General features: G+C 60.7%; 23 protein-coding genes. 9 read left to right on the top strand and 14 right to left on the bottom strand.

What is annotated here, in order from left to right; all coding sequences use genetic code 11:
* The first annotated feature begins 193 nt into the window (after positions 1-193).
* Complete coding sequence (locus ACXMDM_RS07550; protein ID WP_259722927.1) at positions 194-664, top strand: hypothetical protein; 471 nt, start codon at positions 194-196, stop codon at positions 662-664.
* Here ACXMDM_RS07550 and corA read toward each other — a convergent pair.
* The 3 genes from corA to ACXMDM_RS07535 all read right to left on the bottom strand — a co-directional run bounded on the left by corA (position 610) and on the right by ACXMDM_RS07535 (position 2,827).
* The gene (corA, locus tag ACXMDM_RS07545; protein WP_259722926.1) at positions 610-1,713 is read right to left on the bottom strand and encodes a magnesium/cobalt transporter CorA; all 1,104 of its coding nucleotides are present in this window, start codon (positions 1,711-1,713) and stop codon (positions 610-612) included. The genes ACXMDM_RS07550 and corA overlap by 55 nt on opposite strands.
* Complete coding sequence (locus ACXMDM_RS07540) at positions 1,710-1,862, bottom strand: hypothetical protein (RefSeq protein ID WP_259722925.1); 153 nt, start codon at positions 1,860-1,862, stop codon at positions 1,710-1,712. The genes corA and ACXMDM_RS07540 overlap by 4 nt, the downstream gene beginning before the upstream one ends.
* 143 nt (positions 1,863-2,005) lie before the next feature.
* The gene (locus ACXMDM_RS07535; RefSeq protein ID WP_259722924.1) at positions 2,006-2,827 is read right to left on the bottom strand and encodes a 3'-5' exonuclease; all 822 of its coding nucleotides are present in this window, start codon (positions 2,825-2,827) and stop codon (positions 2,006-2,008) included.
* A 547-nt stretch (positions 2,828-3,374) separates the two neighbouring features.
* On the opposite strand from ACXMDM_RS07535, the gene ACXMDM_RS07530 reads away from it, so the two are divergent.
* Positions 3,375-3,629: a hypothetical protein gene (locus tag ACXMDM_RS07530; RefSeq protein WP_499569308.1), complete on the top strand. Its 255-nt coding sequence runs from the start codon at positions 3,375-3,377 to the stop codon at positions 3,627-3,629.
* 407 nt (positions 3,630-4,036) lie between these two features.
* Here ACXMDM_RS07530 and ACXMDM_RS07525 read toward each other — a convergent pair whose 3' ends face one another.
* From ACXMDM_RS07525 to ACXMDM_RS07510, 4 genes are all read right to left on the bottom strand, one after another.
* The gene (locus ACXMDM_RS07525; RefSeq protein WP_259722923.1) at positions 4,037-4,159 is read right to left on the bottom strand and encodes a hypothetical protein; all 123 of its coding nucleotides are present in this window, start codon (positions 4,157-4,159) and stop codon (positions 4,037-4,039) included.
* Between the two features lie 111 nt (positions 4,160-4,270).
* Complete coding sequence (locus ACXMDM_RS07520; protein ID WP_259722922.1) at positions 4,271-4,573, bottom strand: hypothetical protein; 303 nt, start codon at positions 4,571-4,573, stop codon at positions 4,271-4,273.
* The gene (locus ACXMDM_RS07515; RefSeq protein WP_259722921.1) at positions 4,564-4,851 is read right to left on the bottom strand and encodes a hypothetical protein; all 288 of its coding nucleotides are present in this window, start codon (positions 4,849-4,851) and stop codon (positions 4,564-4,566) included. The genes ACXMDM_RS07520 and ACXMDM_RS07515 overlap by 10 nt, the downstream gene beginning before the upstream one ends.
* A 21-nt stretch (positions 4,852-4,872) precedes the next feature.
* Complete coding sequence (locus ACXMDM_RS07510) at positions 4,873-5,178, bottom strand: transposase family protein (RefSeq protein ID WP_259722920.1); 306 nt, start codon at positions 5,176-5,178, stop codon at positions 4,873-4,875.
* Between the two features lie 110 nt (positions 5,179-5,288).
* Here ACXMDM_RS07510 and ACXMDM_RS07505 point away from each other — a divergent pair, with 110 nt between their 5' ends.
* From ACXMDM_RS07505 to ACXMDM_RS07495, 3 genes are all read left to right on the top strand, one after another.
* Positions 5,289-5,483 (top strand): hypothetical protein, encoded by a 195-nt coding sequence (locus tag ACXMDM_RS07505; protein WP_259722919.1) that lies wholly within the window; start codon positions 5,289-5,291, stop codon positions 5,481-5,483.
* 514 nt (positions 5,484-5,997) lie between these two features.
* The gene (locus ACXMDM_RS07500; RefSeq protein ID WP_259722918.1) at positions 5,998-6,459 is read left to right on the top strand and encodes a peroxiredoxin; all 462 of its coding nucleotides are present in this window, start codon (positions 5,998-6,000) and stop codon (positions 6,457-6,459) included.
* Positions 6,460-6,524: 65 nt separating this feature from the next.
* Positions 6,525-7,250, top strand: coding sequence for a DUF1350 family protein (locus ACXMDM_RS07495; RefSeq protein ID WP_499570382.1), 726 nt, complete (start codon positions 6,525-6,527; stop codon positions 7,248-7,250).
* A 75-nt stretch (positions 7,251-7,325) separates the two neighbouring features.
* Here ACXMDM_RS07495 and acs read toward each other — a convergent pair whose 3' ends face one another.
* On the bottom strand, positions 7,326-9,293 hold the full coding sequence (gene acs, locus ACXMDM_RS07490) for an acetate--CoA ligase (protein ID WP_259722953.1): 1,968 nt from the start codon (positions 9,291-9,293) through the stop codon (positions 7,326-7,328).
* A gap of 68 nt (positions 9,294-9,361) precedes the next feature.
* On the opposite strand from acs, the gene ACXMDM_RS07485 reads away from it, so the two are divergent.
* On the top strand, positions 9,362-10,012 hold the full coding sequence (locus ACXMDM_RS07485; protein WP_259722917.1) for an HAD family hydrolase: 651 nt from the start codon (positions 9,362-9,364) through the stop codon (positions 10,010-10,012).
* Here ACXMDM_RS07485 and ACXMDM_RS07480 read toward each other — a convergent pair.
* Entirely contained in the window at positions 9,992-10,216 is a 225-nt protein-coding gene (locus tag ACXMDM_RS07480) for a hypothetical protein (protein ID WP_071801225.1), read from the bottom strand. The two genes, ACXMDM_RS07485 and ACXMDM_RS07480, sit on opposite strands and share 21 nt — an antisense overlap.
* Positions 10,217-10,287: 71 nt before the next feature.
* On the opposite strand from ACXMDM_RS07480, the gene ACXMDM_RS07475 reads away from it, so the two are divergent.
* Entirely contained in the window at positions 10,288-11,094 is an 807-nt protein-coding gene (locus ACXMDM_RS07475; protein ID WP_071801224.1) for a prohibitin family protein, read from the top strand.
* A 48-nt stretch (positions 11,095-11,142) separates the two neighbouring features.
* On the opposite strand, the gene ACXMDM_RS07470 is transcribed toward ACXMDM_RS07475, so the two are convergent.
* Positions 11,143-11,517 carry a hypothetical protein gene (locus ACXMDM_RS07470; protein ID WP_259722916.1) on the bottom strand — a complete coding sequence of 125 codons (375 nt, stop codon included), beginning with the start codon at positions 11,515-11,517 and terminating at the stop codon, positions 11,143-11,145.
* A 191-nt stretch (positions 11,518-11,708) separates the two neighbouring features.
* Between ACXMDM_RS07470 and ACXMDM_RS07465 the strand changes: the two genes are divergently transcribed.
* Both ACXMDM_RS07465 and ACXMDM_RS07460 read left to right on the top strand, forming a co-directional pair.
* Positions 11,709-12,434 carry a hypothetical protein gene (locus ACXMDM_RS07465; protein ID WP_259722915.1) on the top strand — a complete coding sequence of 242 codons (726 nt, stop codon included), beginning with the start codon at positions 11,709-11,711 and terminating at the stop codon, positions 12,432-12,434.
* A 131-nt stretch (positions 12,435-12,565) separates the two neighbouring features.
* Positions 12,566-13,677 (top strand): IS3 family transposase gene (locus ACXMDM_RS07460; RefSeq protein WP_120352794.1). Its coding sequence is split into 2 segments (ribosomal slippage): positions 12,566-12,824 and positions 12,824-13,677, totalling 1,113 coding nucleotides; the frame shifts between segments, so codons are not numbered across the junction.
* Between the two features lie 81 nt (positions 13,678-13,758).
* Here ACXMDM_RS07460 and ACXMDM_RS07455 read toward each other — a convergent pair.
* The 4 genes from ACXMDM_RS07455 to ACXMDM_RS07440 all read right to left on the bottom strand — a co-directional run bounded on the left by ACXMDM_RS07455 (position 13,759) and on the right by ACXMDM_RS07440 (position 19,481).
* Positions 13,759-14,436 (bottom strand): hypothetical protein, encoded by a 678-nt coding sequence (locus ACXMDM_RS07455; RefSeq protein WP_259723293.1) that lies wholly within the window; start codon positions 14,434-14,436, stop codon positions 13,759-13,761.
* 283 nt (positions 14,437-14,719) lie between these two features.
* On the bottom strand, positions 14,720-16,606 hold the full coding sequence (locus tag ACXMDM_RS07450) for a hypothetical protein (RefSeq protein WP_259723294.1): 1,887 nt from the start codon (positions 16,604-16,606) through the stop codon (positions 14,720-14,722).
* A 17-nt stretch (positions 16,607-16,623) separates the two neighbouring features.
* On the bottom strand, positions 16,624-17,982 hold the full coding sequence (locus tag ACXMDM_RS07445) for a hypothetical protein (RefSeq protein WP_499569302.1): 1,359 nt from the start codon (positions 17,980-17,982) through the stop codon (positions 16,624-16,626).
* An 11-nt stretch (positions 17,983-17,993) separates the two neighbouring features.
* Complete coding sequence (locus tag ACXMDM_RS07440; protein WP_259723296.1) at positions 17,994-19,481, bottom strand: hypothetical protein; 1,488 nt, start codon at positions 19,479-19,481, stop codon at positions 17,994-17,996.

Raw genomic sequence — 19,481 nt, 5'->3', positions numbered from 1 at the left:
AGCGTGCCCGAGGCCATGGGATGGCAGAGGCCATTGCGCTTATGGCCGGTTCGTTGAGCGCCGCTTCATGAAGCGCCGATTCGTTCTTGGCCACTACTGACGACAGCCATAAGCTGCCTGGAGCTGGGGAAGGGGCCGCATCGATCACCGCGATGGCGCCGACCAACTGCCCCCAGAAGCCTGGGCCGAACTGGTGCGCGAGCGCCGTCGCTGGCTGTGGGGCGATGGATATCCCCTCGCTGAGGTGCTGGGGAGGTTGCTGGCCGACGCCCCCCAGCTGGCCGTCGCCCTGGGCTATGCCAACACCACCGCCCTGCTCCGGGAGGGCTACGGGCTCGATCTCGTGCTGGGTCAAGGGGCTGGACGGGTCCTGAAGCGGGTGGGTCAGGACCAGCCCCAGCCAGCGCCCGGCAATCAAAAGCTCTGCGCCTGCTGCGGCACCCCGTTCCAGGCGCGGCGTCAGGATGCCCGCTACTGCTCCAGCACCTGCCGCTCGCGGATCAGCCGCCGCCGGAACCAAGGCCGACCCAGCTACGTCGAACCCAGCCACAGCCAACCCAGCTTGGGCGAAGCGAACCAGCCCCAGGCTTCCCCTTTCCGAGGCCTCGATCAGCGGCGTGTTGCCGTCCAATCCACGAACCAACCCCGGCGCCAGAGGAGGTAGGTCTGCAGCATGGCGATCAAGGCCATCAAGGCGAGGGCAAGGTAATAGCCAAAGGGCAGATCCAGCTCCGGCATCACTTTGAAATTCATGCCATAGATGCCGGCGATGAAGGTGAGCGGGGCGAAAATGCTGGACACAATCGTAAGTGTTTTCATCACCTGATTCATGCGATTGCCGGTGCTGGCGATGTAGGCATCGGAAACGGCATCGCACTGGTGGCGCAACAGCTCGGTGTTCTCGAAAATCAGCCTCACATGCTGCTCCATATCCTCAAAACCCCGGCGGGCCTCAGGCCCAAGTAACCGTTGGTTCTGGCGCAACAGGATCAGGATCTGATGGCGCAGCGGCCAGACCTGATGGTGGATTCGGCGCAGACTGACCCGGGCCTGATACGAGCGGGCCAGCAACTTCGGCTTGGGATCGCGCAGGGCCATCTCCTCTAAGCGATCGAGCAGATCGGAGAACTGCTCAAGGATCGGAAAGAGCTCATCGAGCATCTCATCGATCAGAAAGTGGAGAACATCGTCGAGATCCTCCCGGCTCGGGGGCGGCGTCAGGTTGGCCAGCCAACGGGTGAGCTGGGGAAAGGATTCCTGCTTGGGCACCTCCTCAAGGCTGATCAAGAGGTTGGGCAACAGCAGCAGTCCCACCTGTTCGCTGATCAGCTGGGCGGGCGTTTTGGCAAAACCGAGCCGGTGGATCACCACCAGCACCGCATCGCCCGCCGCATCGACACGGGTGCGCTGGGGCGTGTCGATCAGCGGAGCGTGCAGCAAGGCCGGCACCCCCAGTTGCCGGAAGATCTGGCGGATCAGGGACGGATCCGCCAGTCCTTGCAGACGCACCCAGAGCGGATCACCGCTGGCGATCAGGAGAGCAAGCTGGTCGGGCCGCTCCAGCTGGATCTGAACCATGCCCCCGGGTTCAAAACGCAGAACCGAGAGCCGGGTGGGGGCCGCACCGCCATGAACAAACAGCTGGCCTGGCAGATGGCCCGGCCGCTCCTCCAGTCGCCTGGAAATGAGGGAGTCGGGCGGGGTGCGGATCATCCACGCGTTCTAGCGATGCCGCCACTGCCCGGATAGGGGACAGGCGGCTGCACGAAGCGTTCGAGGCCGATGCAGACGCTCAGCAGGAAGCCCTGGATCAACAGGCAACAACCGACCTGGGAACGGCGTTGCCGGAGCAGACCAGCCATGGGGCAGGACACGCGGCTCCTGATTTCAGCGGGGCTGATCGCTTCCTGCTGCTATCTGGGCGACCGCGTCAGGCTTGCTGGATCACAACCCTTGGCACCTTGCTTTGAAACGCCCTACAGAACCTGGCTTGGATGGCGCGACCTCAGGCACATTCCGCCGTCACAGGCGCCACAGGAAAGCCGACCACCGCCGCTTCCCGTTCACTCAGCCGCCGGCTCCAGGCCTTGGGAATCGGATCATTCCAGCGAAAGCCAGCCTGGCGGGCCCGATGCCGCTCGTCGTAGGAGAGCTGGGCCCGGTAGAGCTGGCGGGGTTCGAGGCCAGCGGCAAGCAGGGCTTCGAGGTCGTCGCAGCGCTCGAACACCTGAGCCAGATAGATGCAATCGGTGAGGGCGCGGTGGGCTGCCCAGACAGGCACCCCGTAGGCCAGGGCCAGATCCCGCACCGACGGGGTGGCGCGCAGGTGGCGCTCGGCGGGCCAGCGCAGGTCTTCCATGCTGCACAGCCAGGGTTTGCCTAAGGCCGGCAGGGGGCCGCGGCCGAACCACTGCCGATCGAAGGGAACGTTGTGGGCCACCAGCACGTCGGCGGCTGCAACGAGGCTGTTGAACAGGTCGAGAGCCTGGCGCCAGGGCTGATCCAACCGGCTCACCGCCGCGGGGATGCCGTTGATGGCCTCGGCGTCGTTGCTCAAGCAGGGCAGCAGGAAGGAGACCTGGCTGAGCACTGCCCGGTGGGTCACGTCGAACAGCACGGCTCCCACTTCGATGCAGTGGTGCTGGGCTGGATCCAGGCCGGTGGTTTCCGTATCGAGGATCAGCAGGCGGTTGGGACAGGCCACGGCGGAGCTGGTGGCTTCGGCTAGTTCAGCAGGCTCCGCTTCCGCTTTCGCTTCGGCGGCAGTGGCGGCGGGCACGACGCTGAGCAGGCTGGTCTGCTGCCAGCGGTGGGTCGGTTGGGCCATGGGCCAGCTCACCCCAGCTTGGTTAACTCCCATGATCCCAGTTCCGGCGAGCGAATGGCAGAGATGGCGCGATCACCGGGCCCCTCACGCTGCCTGGGACTGAAGGAATTGGGCTTGTACATGCCCAATTCTCGTAGCCAAATCACTTGCTTTCACTGGGATCTGGGCAGATTTAAGGGCGTCTGTGAAGAGTTTGGGCGCTGATCTATGCGCGACAGGCTCTTAGGTCTTGGCCGGCCTGTTGGTGGAGTTTAGGCCTCAGGCTGGGCTCAGGGTCGCTGTGGCAGGCGTTGGCCGCACAGCTGAGTCCGCACCCTGGTCGAGGACCGAGCTTAGCCTCTCTGGATTGATGTAAATCTCATGATGGCTCAAGTATCTGACGCTGTAGAAACAATCACCGATCGGGGGCCGGAGATAGCAAGTTCAGACGGATAACTCGGATAGCCATCAACGGATTCATTCACCTGACGAATAGCTTGACAAGTCGACTGTCTTGATTTAACATAAAGTTGTGGTCTTTCGTTCCAAAAGTGGTTACGATTAAAATATGAAAAAGTTTGAATACAAGTGTATCAGGCTCGATTATAAAGGCAGGGGAATCACCCAGGAAATAAATTTATTGGATATCGATGGCCAGCGGGTCAAGGGGTGGGGAAGTTCCAGCAATGTGCCTACCTTGCCAGAGATGCTTGCAGCCTTGGGAAATGACGGCTGGGAATTGGTGAGTCATGTTGTTAATCAGGATAACGTTACTAATGGCGTAACCTTTCATTACTATAGCTTCAAGCGCGAAATCGTCTAGTTATGAGTGATCCAGTAAAGCGGCCAGACAGCTTCGAGAAGCTACTCAAAGAGGGTTCCAAGCACTCTCGAGCCCAAGATACCAAGCAGGCTACTGGCGGGCTAGGCCTCTGGCTCGTAATTTCGTTCCTAGCGTCGCTCGTATTTCCACTGTTCTGGCTATTATTCGTAGGGCTGCTGATCGGAGCTTTAGTGTATGGAGCAAGAGAGTGGATGGGTTAGTGGCAGCAGCTATCAAATTGTCACTTTTTAGGTTAATCGCTGGCTGAGGGGTTCTGCATAGCCGGTCTGGTTTTTTCAATCAAAGTAAGGCTCTTCCCTTAGCAAGTCGGCCCGGAGCCGTGGGATCTGGAGCCGCTCGTTGCTAACGGAATGCCACTACTGGGTCAGGGCTGCCTGAAAGTTAATTCATCCGGTCTGTGCGAATTTGACACCAACCCAGCCGAGCAGTTGGTTGATGTCATGCGCCACGGCCATCAGGCCAGCGCGGATTGAGCGAAAGCCATTGCTGCGCAGGAGGTTGAGGGCCAAGGTGCGCAGCAGGGCCAGTACCTATACGCCGTTGCGTTGGGTGTAGCGGTGCGCATCCTCGCAGAGCTGGGTGTCGCGCGGCCAGTGCCACTGGTTTTCGATCGCCCAGCGTTATCGCACCTGGCGCAGCAACGCTTTTGGACTGGTGCGCAAGGTGGTGATGAACAAGTGCACATGGCGAAATGGCTTTCCATCTCGTCGGCCGGTGCTCACCAACTCGACGATCCAGCTGGCCCCTTCCCAGCGCTCACGGATGGCGTCCGTGGCATTGCGGGCTCTGAGCTGCCAACGCACCTGACGCCCATGGCTTGCCTCGAAATCGCTGATATTTATTGGGAAGTGCCGGTGCCCGCGGAACTGGGAGAGGATCTGCTGATATTGCCGGCGCTGGTTGTTCTTGACCGTCAGGAGCAAGTCGGCTCCCTGCTCGGCGGCGAGTTGAAAACCGCGAGTGAGGTGTGCAGCGCATCTGCCTGGATCAGCACAACCTCCAGCTCCAGGGTTCCGAGAAGGGCCTTGAGTGCAGCGCGCTCATGGGATTCGCCGGTGACGAATGATGTTAGGGCGATCGCCACACCCAGCTCCCGGGCGTAGAGCGTGACCTGGGTGACAAAGCGCGTAGCGCTATCGGGGCCATCGAGCTGTGCGGCAGAAACACGCAGGGTCTTGCCATCAAAAATCAGCTGGTCCAAATCCTTCTCCTCATCTGCGATCTAGGCAAGCATCCATTCCCTGAGCATCCCGAAGAGCTCCTCCAGCTCCACCCGCTCAAACAGGTGGAGGAAGGTGGAATCACAGGGCGACTTGGGCATCTCCAGATCCAGAGCTGCGCTGAATTCTTGGTGATGCCGTTTGGCAAAGCGCTCAAGATCACGGGCGCTGCGGCAGCCGCTCAGGATGCCAAGAATTGCCATCAACATCAGCAGCCACTGGGGATAACACACTCCTCGGCGCCTGCGGCCTTCTGGGAGGGCCTGCAGAAAGGCGATCAGATCAGCACTGGCAGAAGGCTGGGCCAATGGACGGGAGCAGTTCATATAAAATCGTCACCAGCATGGCCGCACCAGCTCCCTTGTGCCTGACTTTCAGTTGGCCCTGATTACTGGGTCTGGCGAGAAAGGCTGACGGCATGCCGACCACCAAGAGCCAGAGCAATCACCGCCGCGCGGAAGGCTTCACCAACACCGATTCCGAGAGTCACCTGATGCAGTCCGGCGGGTCCTATTTGCAGGGTTACAATCGCCGGGTGGCTTTCGAGAGCAACATCAAAGTAATCGTAGCGGCGGGCGTGAGCAACCAACTGCCCGATGACAACCTTCTGTAGCCGATGCTGGAGCACATCGCCGCCAGCGCTGCTGCACCGCAGGAAGTGATGACGATGGATGCGGGCTTATGGAGCGAGGAAAACATGAACGTCTGCGCTGTGTCAGGGCATTGATGCCTAGATCGCCACCGGCCGCCTGCCGCATGGCTCACAAGCTCAGGACCAAGAAGGGATCAAGGATCTGCGCAAAGCTCAAGGCGATCGTGGAGCCGGTCAACGGTCAGATCAAAGAGACCTGAGGGATGCGGCGCTTCCTGTTACGGGGCTTGGAAAGGTCGCCGCCGAGTGGCACTTGATTACCGCCACGCACAACCTGCTCAAGGGGCTGAAAGGAAGCTGAACTGGCCACATGTGCAAGGGCTGACTGGACTCAGTCGGTTGTCCTGGCTGTGCAGGCGGAGGGCTCATAAGCCCGCGCGGTCGTTGGTATCAGCAGGCGTTCCGCGTGACCGCCGGCGCAAAGCTCTATTAGCAACAAACTCCTAGGCTGGGCTCCACTGCAAGACATGTACCCGTGGGTAAGGCCATCCAGGTCGGTGACAGGGCACCCCTGATCGACCTGAAGGATCAGAACGGGACCGAGCGCCGCAGCGATCAACTCGCGAGCAGTCCGTTGGTGCTCTTCTTCTATCCCGCGGACGACACCCCCGTTTGCACGATGGAGGCCTGTGCCTTCCGCGATAACAACACAGCACTCGAGGCACTCGGTGCCCAGGTGTGGGGCGTGAGCGGCGACGACGCCGGCAGCCATGGCCGCTTCGCTGAGCGCCACCAGTTGCCCTACCCCCTGCTGGTGGATCGGGGCAACGCCTTGCGCCAGGCCTTCGGGGTGCCCAACGCCCTGCTGTTCCTGCCCGGCCGCGTCACCTACGTGATCGACGGCCAGGGGGTGGTGCGCCACCTGTTCAGCAACCTGCTCGACGGGGCCGCCCATGCCCGTGAAGCCCTCACCGCCCTGCAGCGGCTGGCGGCCTGAATCCCATCTCCCCCGATCGCCCGCCACCATCAAACCGCTGGAAGCAGCAGGGCAGCCTCTGGTGCCTGTCCCCGCCGGGGCCAGCCGGTGAGCTGGCCGGAACGGTCGAGTTCATCGGCGGCACCTTGCTGGCCACCAGCCCACAGATCAGCTACCGGCGCCTGCTGGAGGCCCTGGCTGCGCGCGGGCTGGCGATCCGGGCCTGGAGTTACGTGCCCGGTTTCGACCACCAGAGCCAGGCCACCGAAGCCTGGCGCGCCTTCCGCCGGGGGCGCCAGGCCTCACCGGCCGAGCAACCGCTGTTGCGGCTGGGCCACAGCCTGGGTTGCAAACTGCATCTGCTTGCCCCCGACGGCGGCCGCGGCTGCAGCGGTTTGGTGGCGATGTGCTTCAACAATTTCTCCGCCGACCGCTCCATTCCCCTGCTGGCTGATCTGGCCCCACGCCTGGGCGTGCGCACCGAGTTCAGCCCCTCACCACAGGAAACCCTGCGGCTGGTGGGTCTGCATTACCGCCAGCCGCGCAACCTGCTGCTGCGCTTCGGCAACGATGCCCTTGACCAGAGCCGCCGGCTGATCGGCGTCCTGCAGCAGCGCCCCGATGACGCCTCGACCCTGGTCGAACGTCCCGGCGACCACCTCACCCCAGCCAGCGCCGGCCTGCGCCAGAACCTGCTTGGGCCCTGGGCTGATGACCCAGCCAGGCAGCGGCAGATCGACCGGCTGGCGGATCAACTGCTGGATTGGTGGGGCCACGTACCCAACCTCAACAAGTTTCCAGGTACTGGTTGACTCCTCCCTGGCGAGCACCGATCGGTTGATGCTGCCCTCGCTGCCCGGCTGAGCCAGGCCAGGCAGCTTTCGTCATCACACCCGCAGGGCATCGAGCACGGAGCGGTCTTCCAGGGTGCTGGTGTCGCCGCTCACCTCTTCGCCAGCGGCTAAGGCCCTGAGGATGCGGCGCATGATTTTGCCGCTGCGGGTCTTGGGCAGGGCATCGCTGAAGCGGATCTCATCGGGGCGGGCAATCGGCCCGATTTCGGCGCCCACGTGATGGCGCAGTTCTGCCATCAGCGCCTCGTCGCCGCTGAGGCCGGTCTGCAGGGTCACGAAGGCGACGATGCCTTCCCCTTTGAGATCGTCGGGGCGGCCCACCACGGCGGCTTCGGCCACGGCCGGATGGCTCACCAGGGCCGATTCGATCTCCATCGAACCCAGCCGGTGGCCCGACACGCTGATCACGTCGTCGACGCGGCCCATCACCCAGAAATAGCCATCGGCATCACGGCGGGCGCCATCTCCGGCGAAATACAACGGCCGACCATCGGCGCCGGTGATGTGCTCCCAGTAGCTCTTGCGGAAGCGCTCGGAGTCGCCATGCACCGTGCGCATCATTCCCGGCCAAGGGCGACGTACCGCCAGGTAGCCGCCTTCATCCACGCCGACGCTGCGGCCTTCGCTGTCGACCACATCGGCGGCGATGCCTGGCAGGGGCAGGGTCGCGGACCCCGGCTTGGTGGGGGTGGCCGCCGGCAGGGGGCTGATCATCACGCCGCCGGTTTCGGTCTGCCACCAGGTGTCGATGATCGGGCAGCGGCCATGTCCGATCACCTCCCGGTACCAGATCCAGGCTTCGGGGTTGATCGGTTCACCCACCGTTCCCAGGATGCGCAAACTGCTCATGTCGTACTGATCAGGCACCTCGCGGCCGCTCTTCATGAAGGCGCGAATCGCCGTGGGAGCGGTATAGAAGAGGCTCACCTTGTGCTTCTCGATCACCTCCCAGAACGCACCCGGTTTCGAGGCCCGTGGGGCGCCCTCGTACATCACGGTGGTGGCGCCAGCGGAGAGCGGCCCGTACACGATGTAGCTGTGGCCGGTGATCCAGCCCACGTCGGCCGTGCACCAGTGGATGTCGTTCTCGCGCAGGTCGAAGATCCACTCGAAGGTGAGCTGGGCCCAGAGGTTGTAGCCGGCGGTGGTGTGCACCACCCCCTTCGGTTTACCGGTGGATCCGGAGGTGTAGAGCACGAACAGGCGGTCTTCGCTGGCCATCGGTTCGGCCGTGTGCTGGGGGCTGGCGGGCTCCACCCGCTCATGCCACCAGTGGTCGCGGCCTGCCGTCATCGCCGTGGGCTGCTCGGTGCGGCGCACCACCAGCACATGGTCCACAGTGGGGCAAGCGTCGCCGGCGAGGGCCTGATCCACGGCCGGCTTGAGCGCCACAGCCTTGTCCTTGCGGAAACCGCCATCGGCGGTGATCACCGCCTTCACGTCGCCATCGATCAGCCGGTCACGCAGGGCTTCGGCCGAGAAGCCACCAAACACCACCGAATGGGGCGCACCGATGCGGGCGCAGGCCAACATGGCGATCGCGGCTTCCGGCACCATCGGCATGTAGAGGGCCACCAGATCCCCCTTGCCAATGCCCAGCTCCAGCAGGGCATTGGCGGCCTTGCAGACCTGGGCATGCAGCTCGGTGTAGGTGAAGCGGCGCGTGTCGCCGGGTTCGCCTTCCCAGATCAGAGCCGTCTTCTCGGCCCTGGGGCCCTGCAGGTGGCGATCGAGGCAGTTGTAAGCCAGGTTGGTGGTGCCCCCCTCAAACCAGCGGGCAAAGGGCGGGTTGCTCCAGTCGAGCACCGTCTGGAAGGGCTCGAACCAGTGCAGCAGCTCACGGGCCTGGCCACCCCAGAAGGCGTCAGGGTCAGCCTCCACCTCGGCCACCAGGGCCTCATACGCCTCCAGGCTGGAGATGCGGGCGCCGGCGGCCAGGGCTGCGGGCGGCTCGAACACGCGGGCTTCCTGCAGCACCGATTCGATCGTCTCCTCGTTCATCGCCTTGTCCCCATGGGTGGCGCCATTCAAGCCGGATCCCGGGCACCGGGAACTGAAAGAATGGCGCCATGCTCCGCCCAGCCGCTTGCCTGTTCGACCTCGACGGGCTCCTGCTCGACACCGAACCACTGCATGGCCGGGCCTGGCGCGAAGCCGGCCTGGCCTTCGGGGTAGAGCTGAGCGAAGGCCAGCTGCTGGGGCTAAGGGGACGCCGGCGCCAGGACAACGCCCGCCAGGTGATCGCCTGGATCGAGGCTGAAGGCGTGAAACCGCCCAGCACGGAAGAACTGCTGGCGGTGCAACAGCCGATTGCCCGGCATCTGCTGCCGATGGCAGAACCGATGGAAGGGGCTCCCGAGTTACTGGCCCGCTGTCAGGACCTGGCGATCCCGATGGCCTTGGTCACGAGCAGCACCAGCAGCTCGGTGGCGTTGAAGAGCGCGCCCCACCCCTGGCTGGAGCTGCTGGAAACCCGTGTCTACGGCGATGATCCCGACCTGGGCAGCGGCAAGCCCGCCCCGGACGCTTTCCAGTTAGCGGCCCTGCGCCTGGGCCATAACCCCACAGACTGCTGGGCCTTCGAGGATTCCCAGGCTGGCACCCTGGCAGCCCTGGCGGCTGGCTGCCGCGTTCATGTTCTGTTGCCGGCCGGCGTGGGCCAGGAGAACTATCCCGCCGCAGCCCATTGCCTGCGTTCCCTACGGGAGCTTGGCCTTTGAGCCGGTGATGCGCTGAAAGAGCCAGTAACCGAGCCAGCCCCAGAGCAGGCTCCAGACCGAGAAGGTGGTCAGGGTACCGAGCTGGTTCGCGCCGATTTCATAGACGCCGGCGTTGATCAGGCCGGCATCGATCAGGGAGCCGCCGATCCCCCAGCCCAGCACCCAGCTGGCGATGAAGCCGATCGCCTGAAGATTGCCGGTCATTGCGACGCTTGCTGGTCACCCCATTCTGGTCCTGTGCCTAGGGTCGTGGCTAACACAGGATTCGTGACCATATGCAGAGCTCAATGCGCCCAGCCGGTGGGGATGGGCCTGGAACCACGTTCCAGGTGATCGCAGCGGCAGCGGTGGCGCTGCTGATCCTGCTGACCCAGACGATCTTCATCGTGCCGGCCGGTAACGTGGCAGTGGTCACCACTCTCGGCAAAGTCACGGGCGGCCAGCGCAGCCCGGGGCCGAACATCAAGGCCCCGTTGATTCAGTCCACCTCGCTTTTCGATGTACGCACCCAGGTGCGGCCGGAGCAGTTCTCCACCCTCACCAAGGATCTGCAGGTGATCGAAGCCACCGCCACGGTGAAGTACGCCGTGAAGCCCACGGAAACTCCGCGAATCTACGAAACAATCGCTACCGACAACTCCCAGATCTATGCGCGCGTCATTCAGCCTTCGCTGCTCAAAGCGCTGAAATCGGTGTTTTCCCAATACGAGCTGGTGACGATCGCCACCGAATGGAACAGCATTTCTGAACTGGTTCAAGAGAAAGTGGCCGAAGAACTGACCAAGTTCAATTACGTAATCGTCCAGGGTCTTGATCTCACCGGCCTGCAGATCGCCGAGGAATACCGGGCCGCAATCGAACAGAAACAGATCGCTGACCAGAGGCTGCTGCGCGCCCAGACCGAGGTCAAGATTGCTGATCAGGAGGCCAAGCGCTACCAGATCCTCAACTCCAGCCTCGATGACCAGGTGCTCTACAAGCTCTTCCTCGACAAGTGGGACGGGCAGACCTCGGTGGTGCCGGCCCTGCCTGGCACGGTGTCAGGCAGCGGCACTCCGGTGATCGTCAACGCCCGCCGCTGAGCTGGATAGCGAGGTAGGCCCGGATCCAGCCGCCTTTCAACAGCCGGTTCAGCCGTCGCTGTGACACGGGGGTTGGAGCCCGGGCAGGGTGAATTCCAGAAACCAGAGAAAGTCCCGGGAGCGCCAACCCAGGTCGAACGGTGCGGTGGCCTCCCATTCGGCCTGCTCCAGGCCAAAGGCGCTCTGCAGATAGGCCGGCACCAGGGCGGCGATCGCCTCCTGACCTGGGTCTCCCTCCTCGAATAAACGGTCGAGATAGAGGGCCGCGAAGATGCCGTTCTCCTCATCCACCACCACCAGCTCGAACGGGCCGTCCTCAGCAGGCAGAGGGTTCACCTCAAAGAACTCGTCGCGCTCCAGTGGATCGTTGGGGGCCTGCTCCATCAACGTCGCCAGCGCCTGCCTGAAACGATCGAGAGCCATGGGGTTCCAACAAGAGGGCCCTGAAGTCTCGCGCCCCGGCCAGCTTGGGGGCTGAGCTACGTCCATCGAGGCCTTCATTCCGCACGTTGCCTGGGGCGATTGAGCAGTCCAATGGCCTAAATTTGGGCTGTGTATGGCGAGCCATGGCTCAGGTCAGACTTGTTGAATTCGCGCCATAGTTTGGTGGCATCATGAGCCATGTCGATCCAGCCCAGATCGTCGAGTCAGTGAAGTTTTTGCTCAAAAGCGTGCGCCAGCTCAGCGATCGCTTCCGCGAAACCAATGAAAAGCTGGAGCGCAGCTTTGAAGCCATTGCCCAGGACGTGGCCGGTATCAGCGGCCGGCTTGAACAGCTTGAGCGGAACAGCCTTTCAGTCATCCACAAGGCATGCGCTCCTGTAAACGCAGGCGAAGCTCCTGGCCAGCCAGCACAAGAAGAAAAGGGGCAACAGTCAACTCCGGCACTCAACCTGCCATTGGATCAGATCATTGACATCTATGGCCATTCACCGACACTCCTAGAGCCCTTCAGCCGGCCCTGCTCTCTGAGCGGCCGAACCCTGAGTGGTGAAATCGAGCATGTCGAGTTGGAAAGTTTCTCGCAGGGCTCCACCTGGGCACTGGAAATTCTGGGCGCGCAATGGTTGTTGTTACCCAGGCCTGGCAGTCTCGAGCGACGAGCACAAGTTCAGTCCCTGGAGCGATTGTTTGAGATTGAGGGATCAGCGCAGTTGCCTGCCACCTTGCATCTCCACAAGCCCGCCACAGCACTGTCAATCCAGCACGGTCGGCGTTGGACGCTTCTCGATCGCGGCCGCCTGAGTGTCAATGCAGATCCTCTGAGGCAAAACACTTCCCAGATGCTGGCCAGACTTGCAGCACGACTTGATCGACTGGAGAACTCTCGAGCGGAATAACGGCGAGGCAGGCCATGCAGAGCTTCTGAGTTAGACTACCCCTAGATTGGAAGATCTGACGTGGACCCTAAAAACTGAACCAGTCCTTATGAGAGCTTCCCTATTGGCCAGACTTGGCCAGGAGAAGCCCAATGAAACGCAAGCGCCACAACCCAGAGCAGATCATCCGCAAGCTTCGGCAGGCCGAGCAGCTGCTCAACCAAGGTCAGACTGTCGCCGATGTCTGTCGGGCCTTGGAGGTCTCGGCTCCCACGTACCACCGCTGGCAGCAGCTCTACGGAGGAATGAAATCCAGCGAGGCCAAGAGACTCAAGGAGCTGGAGCACGAGAATACTCAGCTCAAACGATTGTTGGCCAACGCAGAGCTCGACAAGGCCATGTTCAAGGAGCTTGCCGAGGGAAACTTCTAAGCCCGGAACGACGCCGCAGAGCCGTTGTGGTTCTGCAGGATCGATTCCGGGTTTCGCAGCGGCGCGCCTGCCGTCTGACAGGACAGAACCGCACCACCCAACGCCGACCAGCACGCGTTGTTGATCTTGAGGAGCACAAGCTTCGGCAGAGCATCCTGGCGTTGGCACGTCGCCATGTGCGCTGGGGACGGCGCTTGGTCTATCGGCGCCTGCTCCTGGATGGCTGGAGCGTGAACCACAAGCGGGTGCAACGGATCTGGCGGGAGGAAGGGTTACAGCGGCCTCTGCCCCGCAAGAGGAAGCGCTCGAGAGCGGCAAACGGATCGAGAGAGCTTCTGAGGGCCGAGTACCCACATCACGTATGGGCGATTGATTTCCAGTTTGATCAGACTATGAATGGCAGAAATCTCAAGTTCTTGAATGTCGTGGAAGAATTCAGTCGCGTCTGTCTGGCCATTCGGGTGGGCCGGCGCTGCAAGGCTGTGGATGTGATCGACACGATTGAGGAGCTACTCAAACAGCATCCAGCACCCACCCACTTGAGGATGGACAATGGACCAGAGTTTATTGCCCATGCCCTGCAGGAATGGTGCACAGGAAGTGGCACTGGCGTCGCCTATATCCCACCAGGATCACCCTGGGAGAATCCATTCGTTGAATCCTTCAATGGCAGGCTCAGGGATGAATTCCTAAATATTGAACTCTTCTCATCGGTCAATGAAGCCAAGATCTTGGCGGAAAGGCACAGAATGGAGTACAACACATACAGACCGCATTCGGCTCTCCAAGGGCGTACGCCCTTGGAAGTCCTCCAGCAATGGAGAGCGGCATGACAACCCCACCAGCTCTCACTGGAACTGGACCACTGATGGGGGTCACGTCAGATCTAGCACGGTATATCTAGCCCCAAATATCTAGCCTGGAAAGGCAGTCTCGCCACTTTCTGACACCAGCCACTGATCCCCGTTAGCCATAATCCGTGCGGCCACGATCACCTGAGCAGAGGCCACAGCACGTGGAAAAAACTTGAAAATGCCTTTAGGTGGTTGGTGATTGCGAAAACCCTCTAACGTGCGTTCTGTCGGCAACAGCCAATCGTTCGTTCCAAGCCTGACATGCAAATAGCTGCCGCCACCAAGGACCACTTCAAGGCTGGTGGGTTGCGAACGGCCCATCTGGATGTCATCTTCTGAAGCGCGGGTGATATTGAGTTCTGTAGGGTTGGCATCCCTTATCATGGATTTGTCCCTCCGATTGATGGCCTCAATCAAGGCTTCGATTTTCTGGCCCAGCTTTTTAGAACTGGTGAGGATATCAGTTGAAGCGGAACCCAGGGCCTGTTCCTCCTGCGGCTCCGCTGCGATAGCACCAAGCAGGGCGGGCGGGGAAGCAACAATTCGGGCAAAGAATTCTACACGGAGTTCGTTGAGTTCTGCTTTGAGCTGGCTCAACTCTTGGCTCAGTCCAAGATCGCTGTGGGCTGTACTGGCAGAATTCCGTTCAAGCTTGCTGATGCGATAGCGCAGTTTGCCGAGACGATTGAACAGAAGATAAGAGCATCCAATGCCAGAGATGCCACTGACCAGACCCAAGCCCAGTGCCGCGATCCAGATCGCTGATGGACTCGATGCTGACATCGTCTTTGACGGGCTCACCGGCACTGGAGGCGCTGAAGATTGTGGAAACGCTGGAGATGGCGAATCCGTAGCCGGTGAGGTCTGCGCGGGAGCTGCAAAAATTGTGGATGGAGTAGGAGCTTGAAGGGAGTTGCCAGCTTCGGGGGGGGGCACCTGAGCCAGAACGGCTGGAGCCCAGAGTGAAATCATCAAGAAAGGCTGTAGCACGGGCACAAGAGTCATCGGTCGCAGCGGCGAGTCAATAGCGATCGGCCCACTGGCGGCCCAAGGTGTTGGTGAGAGCCCGCAGCGCCAGGATGAATCCGGGTTCTGGCTCAAGCTCGGCAAGCTCACCACCTACTCGCTGGAGGCAAAGCGAGCGGACTTCGGTCTCCACGTCAGCCCAGAGGGTATCGAGTTGGGTGAGCTTGCGCAGGGGCAGCAACGATGTGATGCGACAGCTCTTGATTGCGGCGTCGTAGTTCTCCAAAAAACACTTGAGTTCATCAAGACTTCCAAGCCGATAGCTGCTAACCAACGTGTCGTCGGCAAGCATGGCAACCCGATCGGTGGGCCCAAAAGACTGGCCATTGATCTCCAGCATTTCACCGGAGAACATCAGCTCATCGCGGGGATCAAAATCTCCTTTCAGATTCACACCAGTGCTGATCAGTCCGCAGGCTGTTTCATCCTTAAACGCGCCAGAAAGTGTTGTAGAGGCTGGCGAGATGGTCAACCCGGCACTTAGCTGCTGTAATCGCTCCATCAGTTGGTCGGCTTCGCAACCAGATCTAAACTGCCCACTCTGATCAAGCCAGTTAATCAATCTGCCACCATTGCCTCCTAAATAGACGGGCATTGCCGTGGGGCGTATCAGCCGACTTTCATGGTTGAGCCCTTTGAGAATCGTACCAAGATAATGATAGATACCACCAAAACTCAGGCCCAGCAGGCTGATGAATTCCTCTAGCTGGGCAGAGCCTTCACTACGCAGAACTGGCAATCGTTCCGAGAGTAAATCTTGCGAACCATAGCGCATGATGTTATCAAGTCGGCTCGTGAAGTTCCTGTCCTGGCGGGCGCGAGCCTCGTCATCGCTGATATCGGCTGTAAGGCTCGGAGGGAACAATCGCTTCAGGAAGGATGGCTTGCGCTGCAACAGCTGACTGCAGATCTGACGGCCTGCATAGGGAACTGAAACTTGATGGGACAGGGTATTTTCTTGCCAGATGCTCAGATCGGTGGTGCCGCCACCGACATCCAGGCAGGCAGTATGAACCATCCGGCGGCTCTGATAGTTTCCGAAATAGCTGGCAAAGGCAACAGCCTCGGTCTGAAGACCACCCTCACCGCCTGCCTTGGTCAAACTGTGACGCAAGCCAGTGATGGAGCTGAGTTCTTGGCATAGATCGATCCAAAGCCGGCGATACATCTGCACTTCATTGGGTGAGAACGCGCTGGGATAGGACACCGACCACGCCATTGCACTGGCACCACCCGCCGCTGCATTGCAACTGATCAAAAGAGCCAGCTCTTTGAGGTAGGGTTTCTGATACTGGAGTTGACGCCACTTGAAACCAGTTCTCAGTTCAGCGCCGCCAAACTCCCCTGGCGTGGGCACCTTGAGGCGGGCTTCATGAAACAGCTCTGGCACAGTTCCAGGCAACTCCTGCCAACCCCGCAAGCTCAAGGCCGTAGCGGTAGGTGGATTCTGCCCTCGGGGGAGCATGTCCTCCGGGATGAAGTACTGACTCAAAAGGATCTGACGCGTTTCCTTCTGGGCAAGGGTGAGGGGAATCACCCGGGTATCGAGCGGTTTAAGGGCTGGTCCCCCACCTTCATCCACATAGAAGTTGGTGAATGAAGTACCGAAGTCAATGCCGACTTTCCATTCACCAGATTGACCACTGACCACTGCGGGTGGCTCCACCGGAATCAGGCCCCGCTCCTGGCCGTGCTCGATCATCTTGATCAGATCGGGAAAGCGATTTGTCGTGAAGTACTTCACCGACTGACCTGCCTCACGGCCAAAGCGACGCTGGTAATCGGCAAAACCATCGACAGTGAGGCCCAGGCTGCTGTCCTCACAGAAGACAACAAATTCACTCCATTGGCTGTCAGAGATGTTCGGCCAAAGGCTAACCACAGGCAGGTCTTCTGTAATCAGTTTTGTTCCTTGAGTGGGAAAGAGCGACTGACCGGGTAGGGATTCCTTTGCCCCACAAGCGGGAGTTGCAGAGTGAGTTCCAATTCACTGCCGCCCCTTATCTGCACAAGCCTCAGACTGCAGGCTCTTAAAAGTTCCTCGCTGCTATACAGATCACGGACCTTTTCCTTTAATGGCAACAACGGCGTCACAGCATCACCATTAATCAGTGGTTGGCCTTCAAGTTTTCGGGGCAGCCAGGAGTTGAGCAGAGCGCCACTACCAACCAAAAGATGAATCGCGTCAAGGAAGAGATCGTCTGGGGTGATCACCTCAATCTCGTTACCATAGAGATACTCCAGTTGCGCCTTGCTGTACCCCACCGACTCCAGAGTTGCCGATTTGTAAAGACAGATCTCTGAGGCCTGGATCCCCAGCCGGTTTGGCATCTCTGGATCAAGCAACACCACCGGCTTGGCAGGGGTGTTTTCCAACGGCCGGCGGCGGCGATCAAGCAATTCAAGCGTGGCCTGACTAGGACTTATTCCTCCCTTGGCCGGCCTGGCCAGCAAGACGAGAACGGTTGGTTTCGGAGGCAAGTTGGGCACCCGGGTTTCAGAGATCGCCGCTTGCCCCCCTCGTCCTCCAGTCAGTTCGTTGATGAAGCCTTTGAGTACCTCGGCAAGTTGGGACGTCATCACCTGGCTGTTGAGATCAGGGGCGGCCAATAACTCGACACTCAGATGGTTCATCCAGTCGGCCAGAGCCTGCCTTTGGGGAACGCCTAGGTAGCGGGTGGGGGAGGAAAAGCGTCCTTTCGCTGACCAGTTCATCCCTGGAATTGTCTGTGGCAGACAAACGGCCGGACAGATCAGAGTGGCAGGAGAACTAAAGCCAATCACCTGCCCATTCAGACGCAGAATATAAAGTTGATGCCAGGGATTACTGCCATCAGCCAGCCTGTAGAGAGCCTGGTTAGGGGCTGGTGCGGAACTCAGCAGGCTGCGAGAGAAGGGCCCGACCGCCCCATCCTCAACGCCAGCAAGATCGGCAAGGCTGACCCGCTCAGCTTCGAGCTTCACACCAAACATCTCCCAGAGCCCCACGGTGGCCAGACAACCGAACAGCTCCTCCAGCAGTGCGGCGCGGGTGGGGTAGCGGCTATGGAGGACGGCCTGCTCAAACTGGAGGGCACGGGACCAGGGGGAGGGAAGGGAGTTGACCTCGCTGGTCGCCACCTCATAGACGAGGCTCTTGGCAATCATGCCCAGGCTCTGTTGATCACGCCCTTGCCAGATGCCCGCCTCGGCGGCACCAGCAAGACGGGGTTCCGTCTTCGGAAACCAGGGGTACTGAACGATGTCGGAGGCGGCCATAAAGGGAAGATTCAGGCGCAGAGCGTCCAGAGGGTGTCGGCCAGGCCTGCGATGCCGACGTGCTGGATTTCAGATGCAGGCATCACGTCCATGCTGATCTTGATGGCCTCCACCGTGTCGGCATCTGCCTGGCGATCGGAGCGCGTTTTGCCCCGCACGACCTGGTGGAGATTGTTGTCCGGGTAAGGGGTGCGAACGAGTTCTTCAACGCCAAACAGATCCTGTTCAAACCCCTTTCCCAAGTTGCTGCTGAGCTGTTGGAGCCATTGCAAAAGGGTTTCGCAGTACTGATCGATGCAGACCTTGGTTGAGAGCTCGCCTGGGGCCCTGATCGATGGACATCCCGCCGCTGAATCAGCGGCGGACCCGGAAGGAGAGAAGAACCGACGGGCCCATGGGGCGCCACTGAGGAAAGTCCGCATTGACACCTGTTGAGCTGCATCGATTTCCTGGCTGAAGTTGTTGAGCCAGGCCACCGCAAAACGGGCTCCTGTCGCCAGTCCACGTCCGACGACTTCCTCGTCTGGAATATCTTCCCAACTGATCAGATCCTGGCGGGTGCGGCTCAAGACAAAGGCATAGTCGCTGTCAGAAGTATGGCGCACCCCCAAGGCAGCTAGTAACTCGACGAGGTGGGCAGCATTGGTCTGGGAGGTACCGCCGATGCTGAACCCATATCGGGCCTTCTGATCGCTGCCAACCAGAAAAACACGATCAAAACAACTGCTGCCGCTACCTCTTAGATACTGCAGTGCCGCATCAGTATTGAGTTGAAAATTTCGAGATTCAGCATGCACGCCAGTATCGGAATCGCCTTGATGCTCGAAATCAAAATAGGGGAGCAGAAGCGAAGCCTGCACCCTCACACCGCCAAGATTCTGATCGCTGAGCCAGTTCTTGATCAACAGCCCCAGGCTCGGCACCCCTGAGGCGCCTGTCCCGCCGAACACGCTGCCGAACAGGTGGATCACGGGTGCTTCTCCCTGCCCCGCTGCAGCCTTGATGTCACTGAGCATCTGCTGCCACTGACCGGTCTGAGCTTCTTGCTCGAGATTGATTCGATTCATCACTGCCGCACCGATCGCCGGCCGGCCGCGAAAACCCACCTCAAGGTCGGCCGCCTGCTCCTCTGGCGGGAAGAGGCAATCGAACAGAGACGCCAAGCCACTGGCTTGGCTGTTAAGGATCGCCTTCGGAAAAACCTGGTCCAAACTTACGGCCCCACTGCTACTGCTCAGAGGGCTCCAGTGGCCATAGTCGCGAAGATCGCCCAGCGCGAAGTGATTGCTGCGATGACCGATGGCCCGTCGCAGTGCCCCGTAACGACTGATCGCCGTCTGGGCTCGTAATAACAGAGCACTCTGCTGGTCGGGGTCGACCAGAAAGGTGCCCAGACTCGCGGCGCGCCCCTTGCCCAGCAGACCGCAGGCGTGCAGGTGGGTTAGGGCTTCGAGGCATTTGGCGCCGGTGCCGCCGACGCCAATTGCGAACAGGGTCAT

This window comes from Synechococcus sp. CS-603, from assembly GCF_977929215.1.
This window is presented reverse-complemented; position numbering and strand designations above follow the sequence as displayed.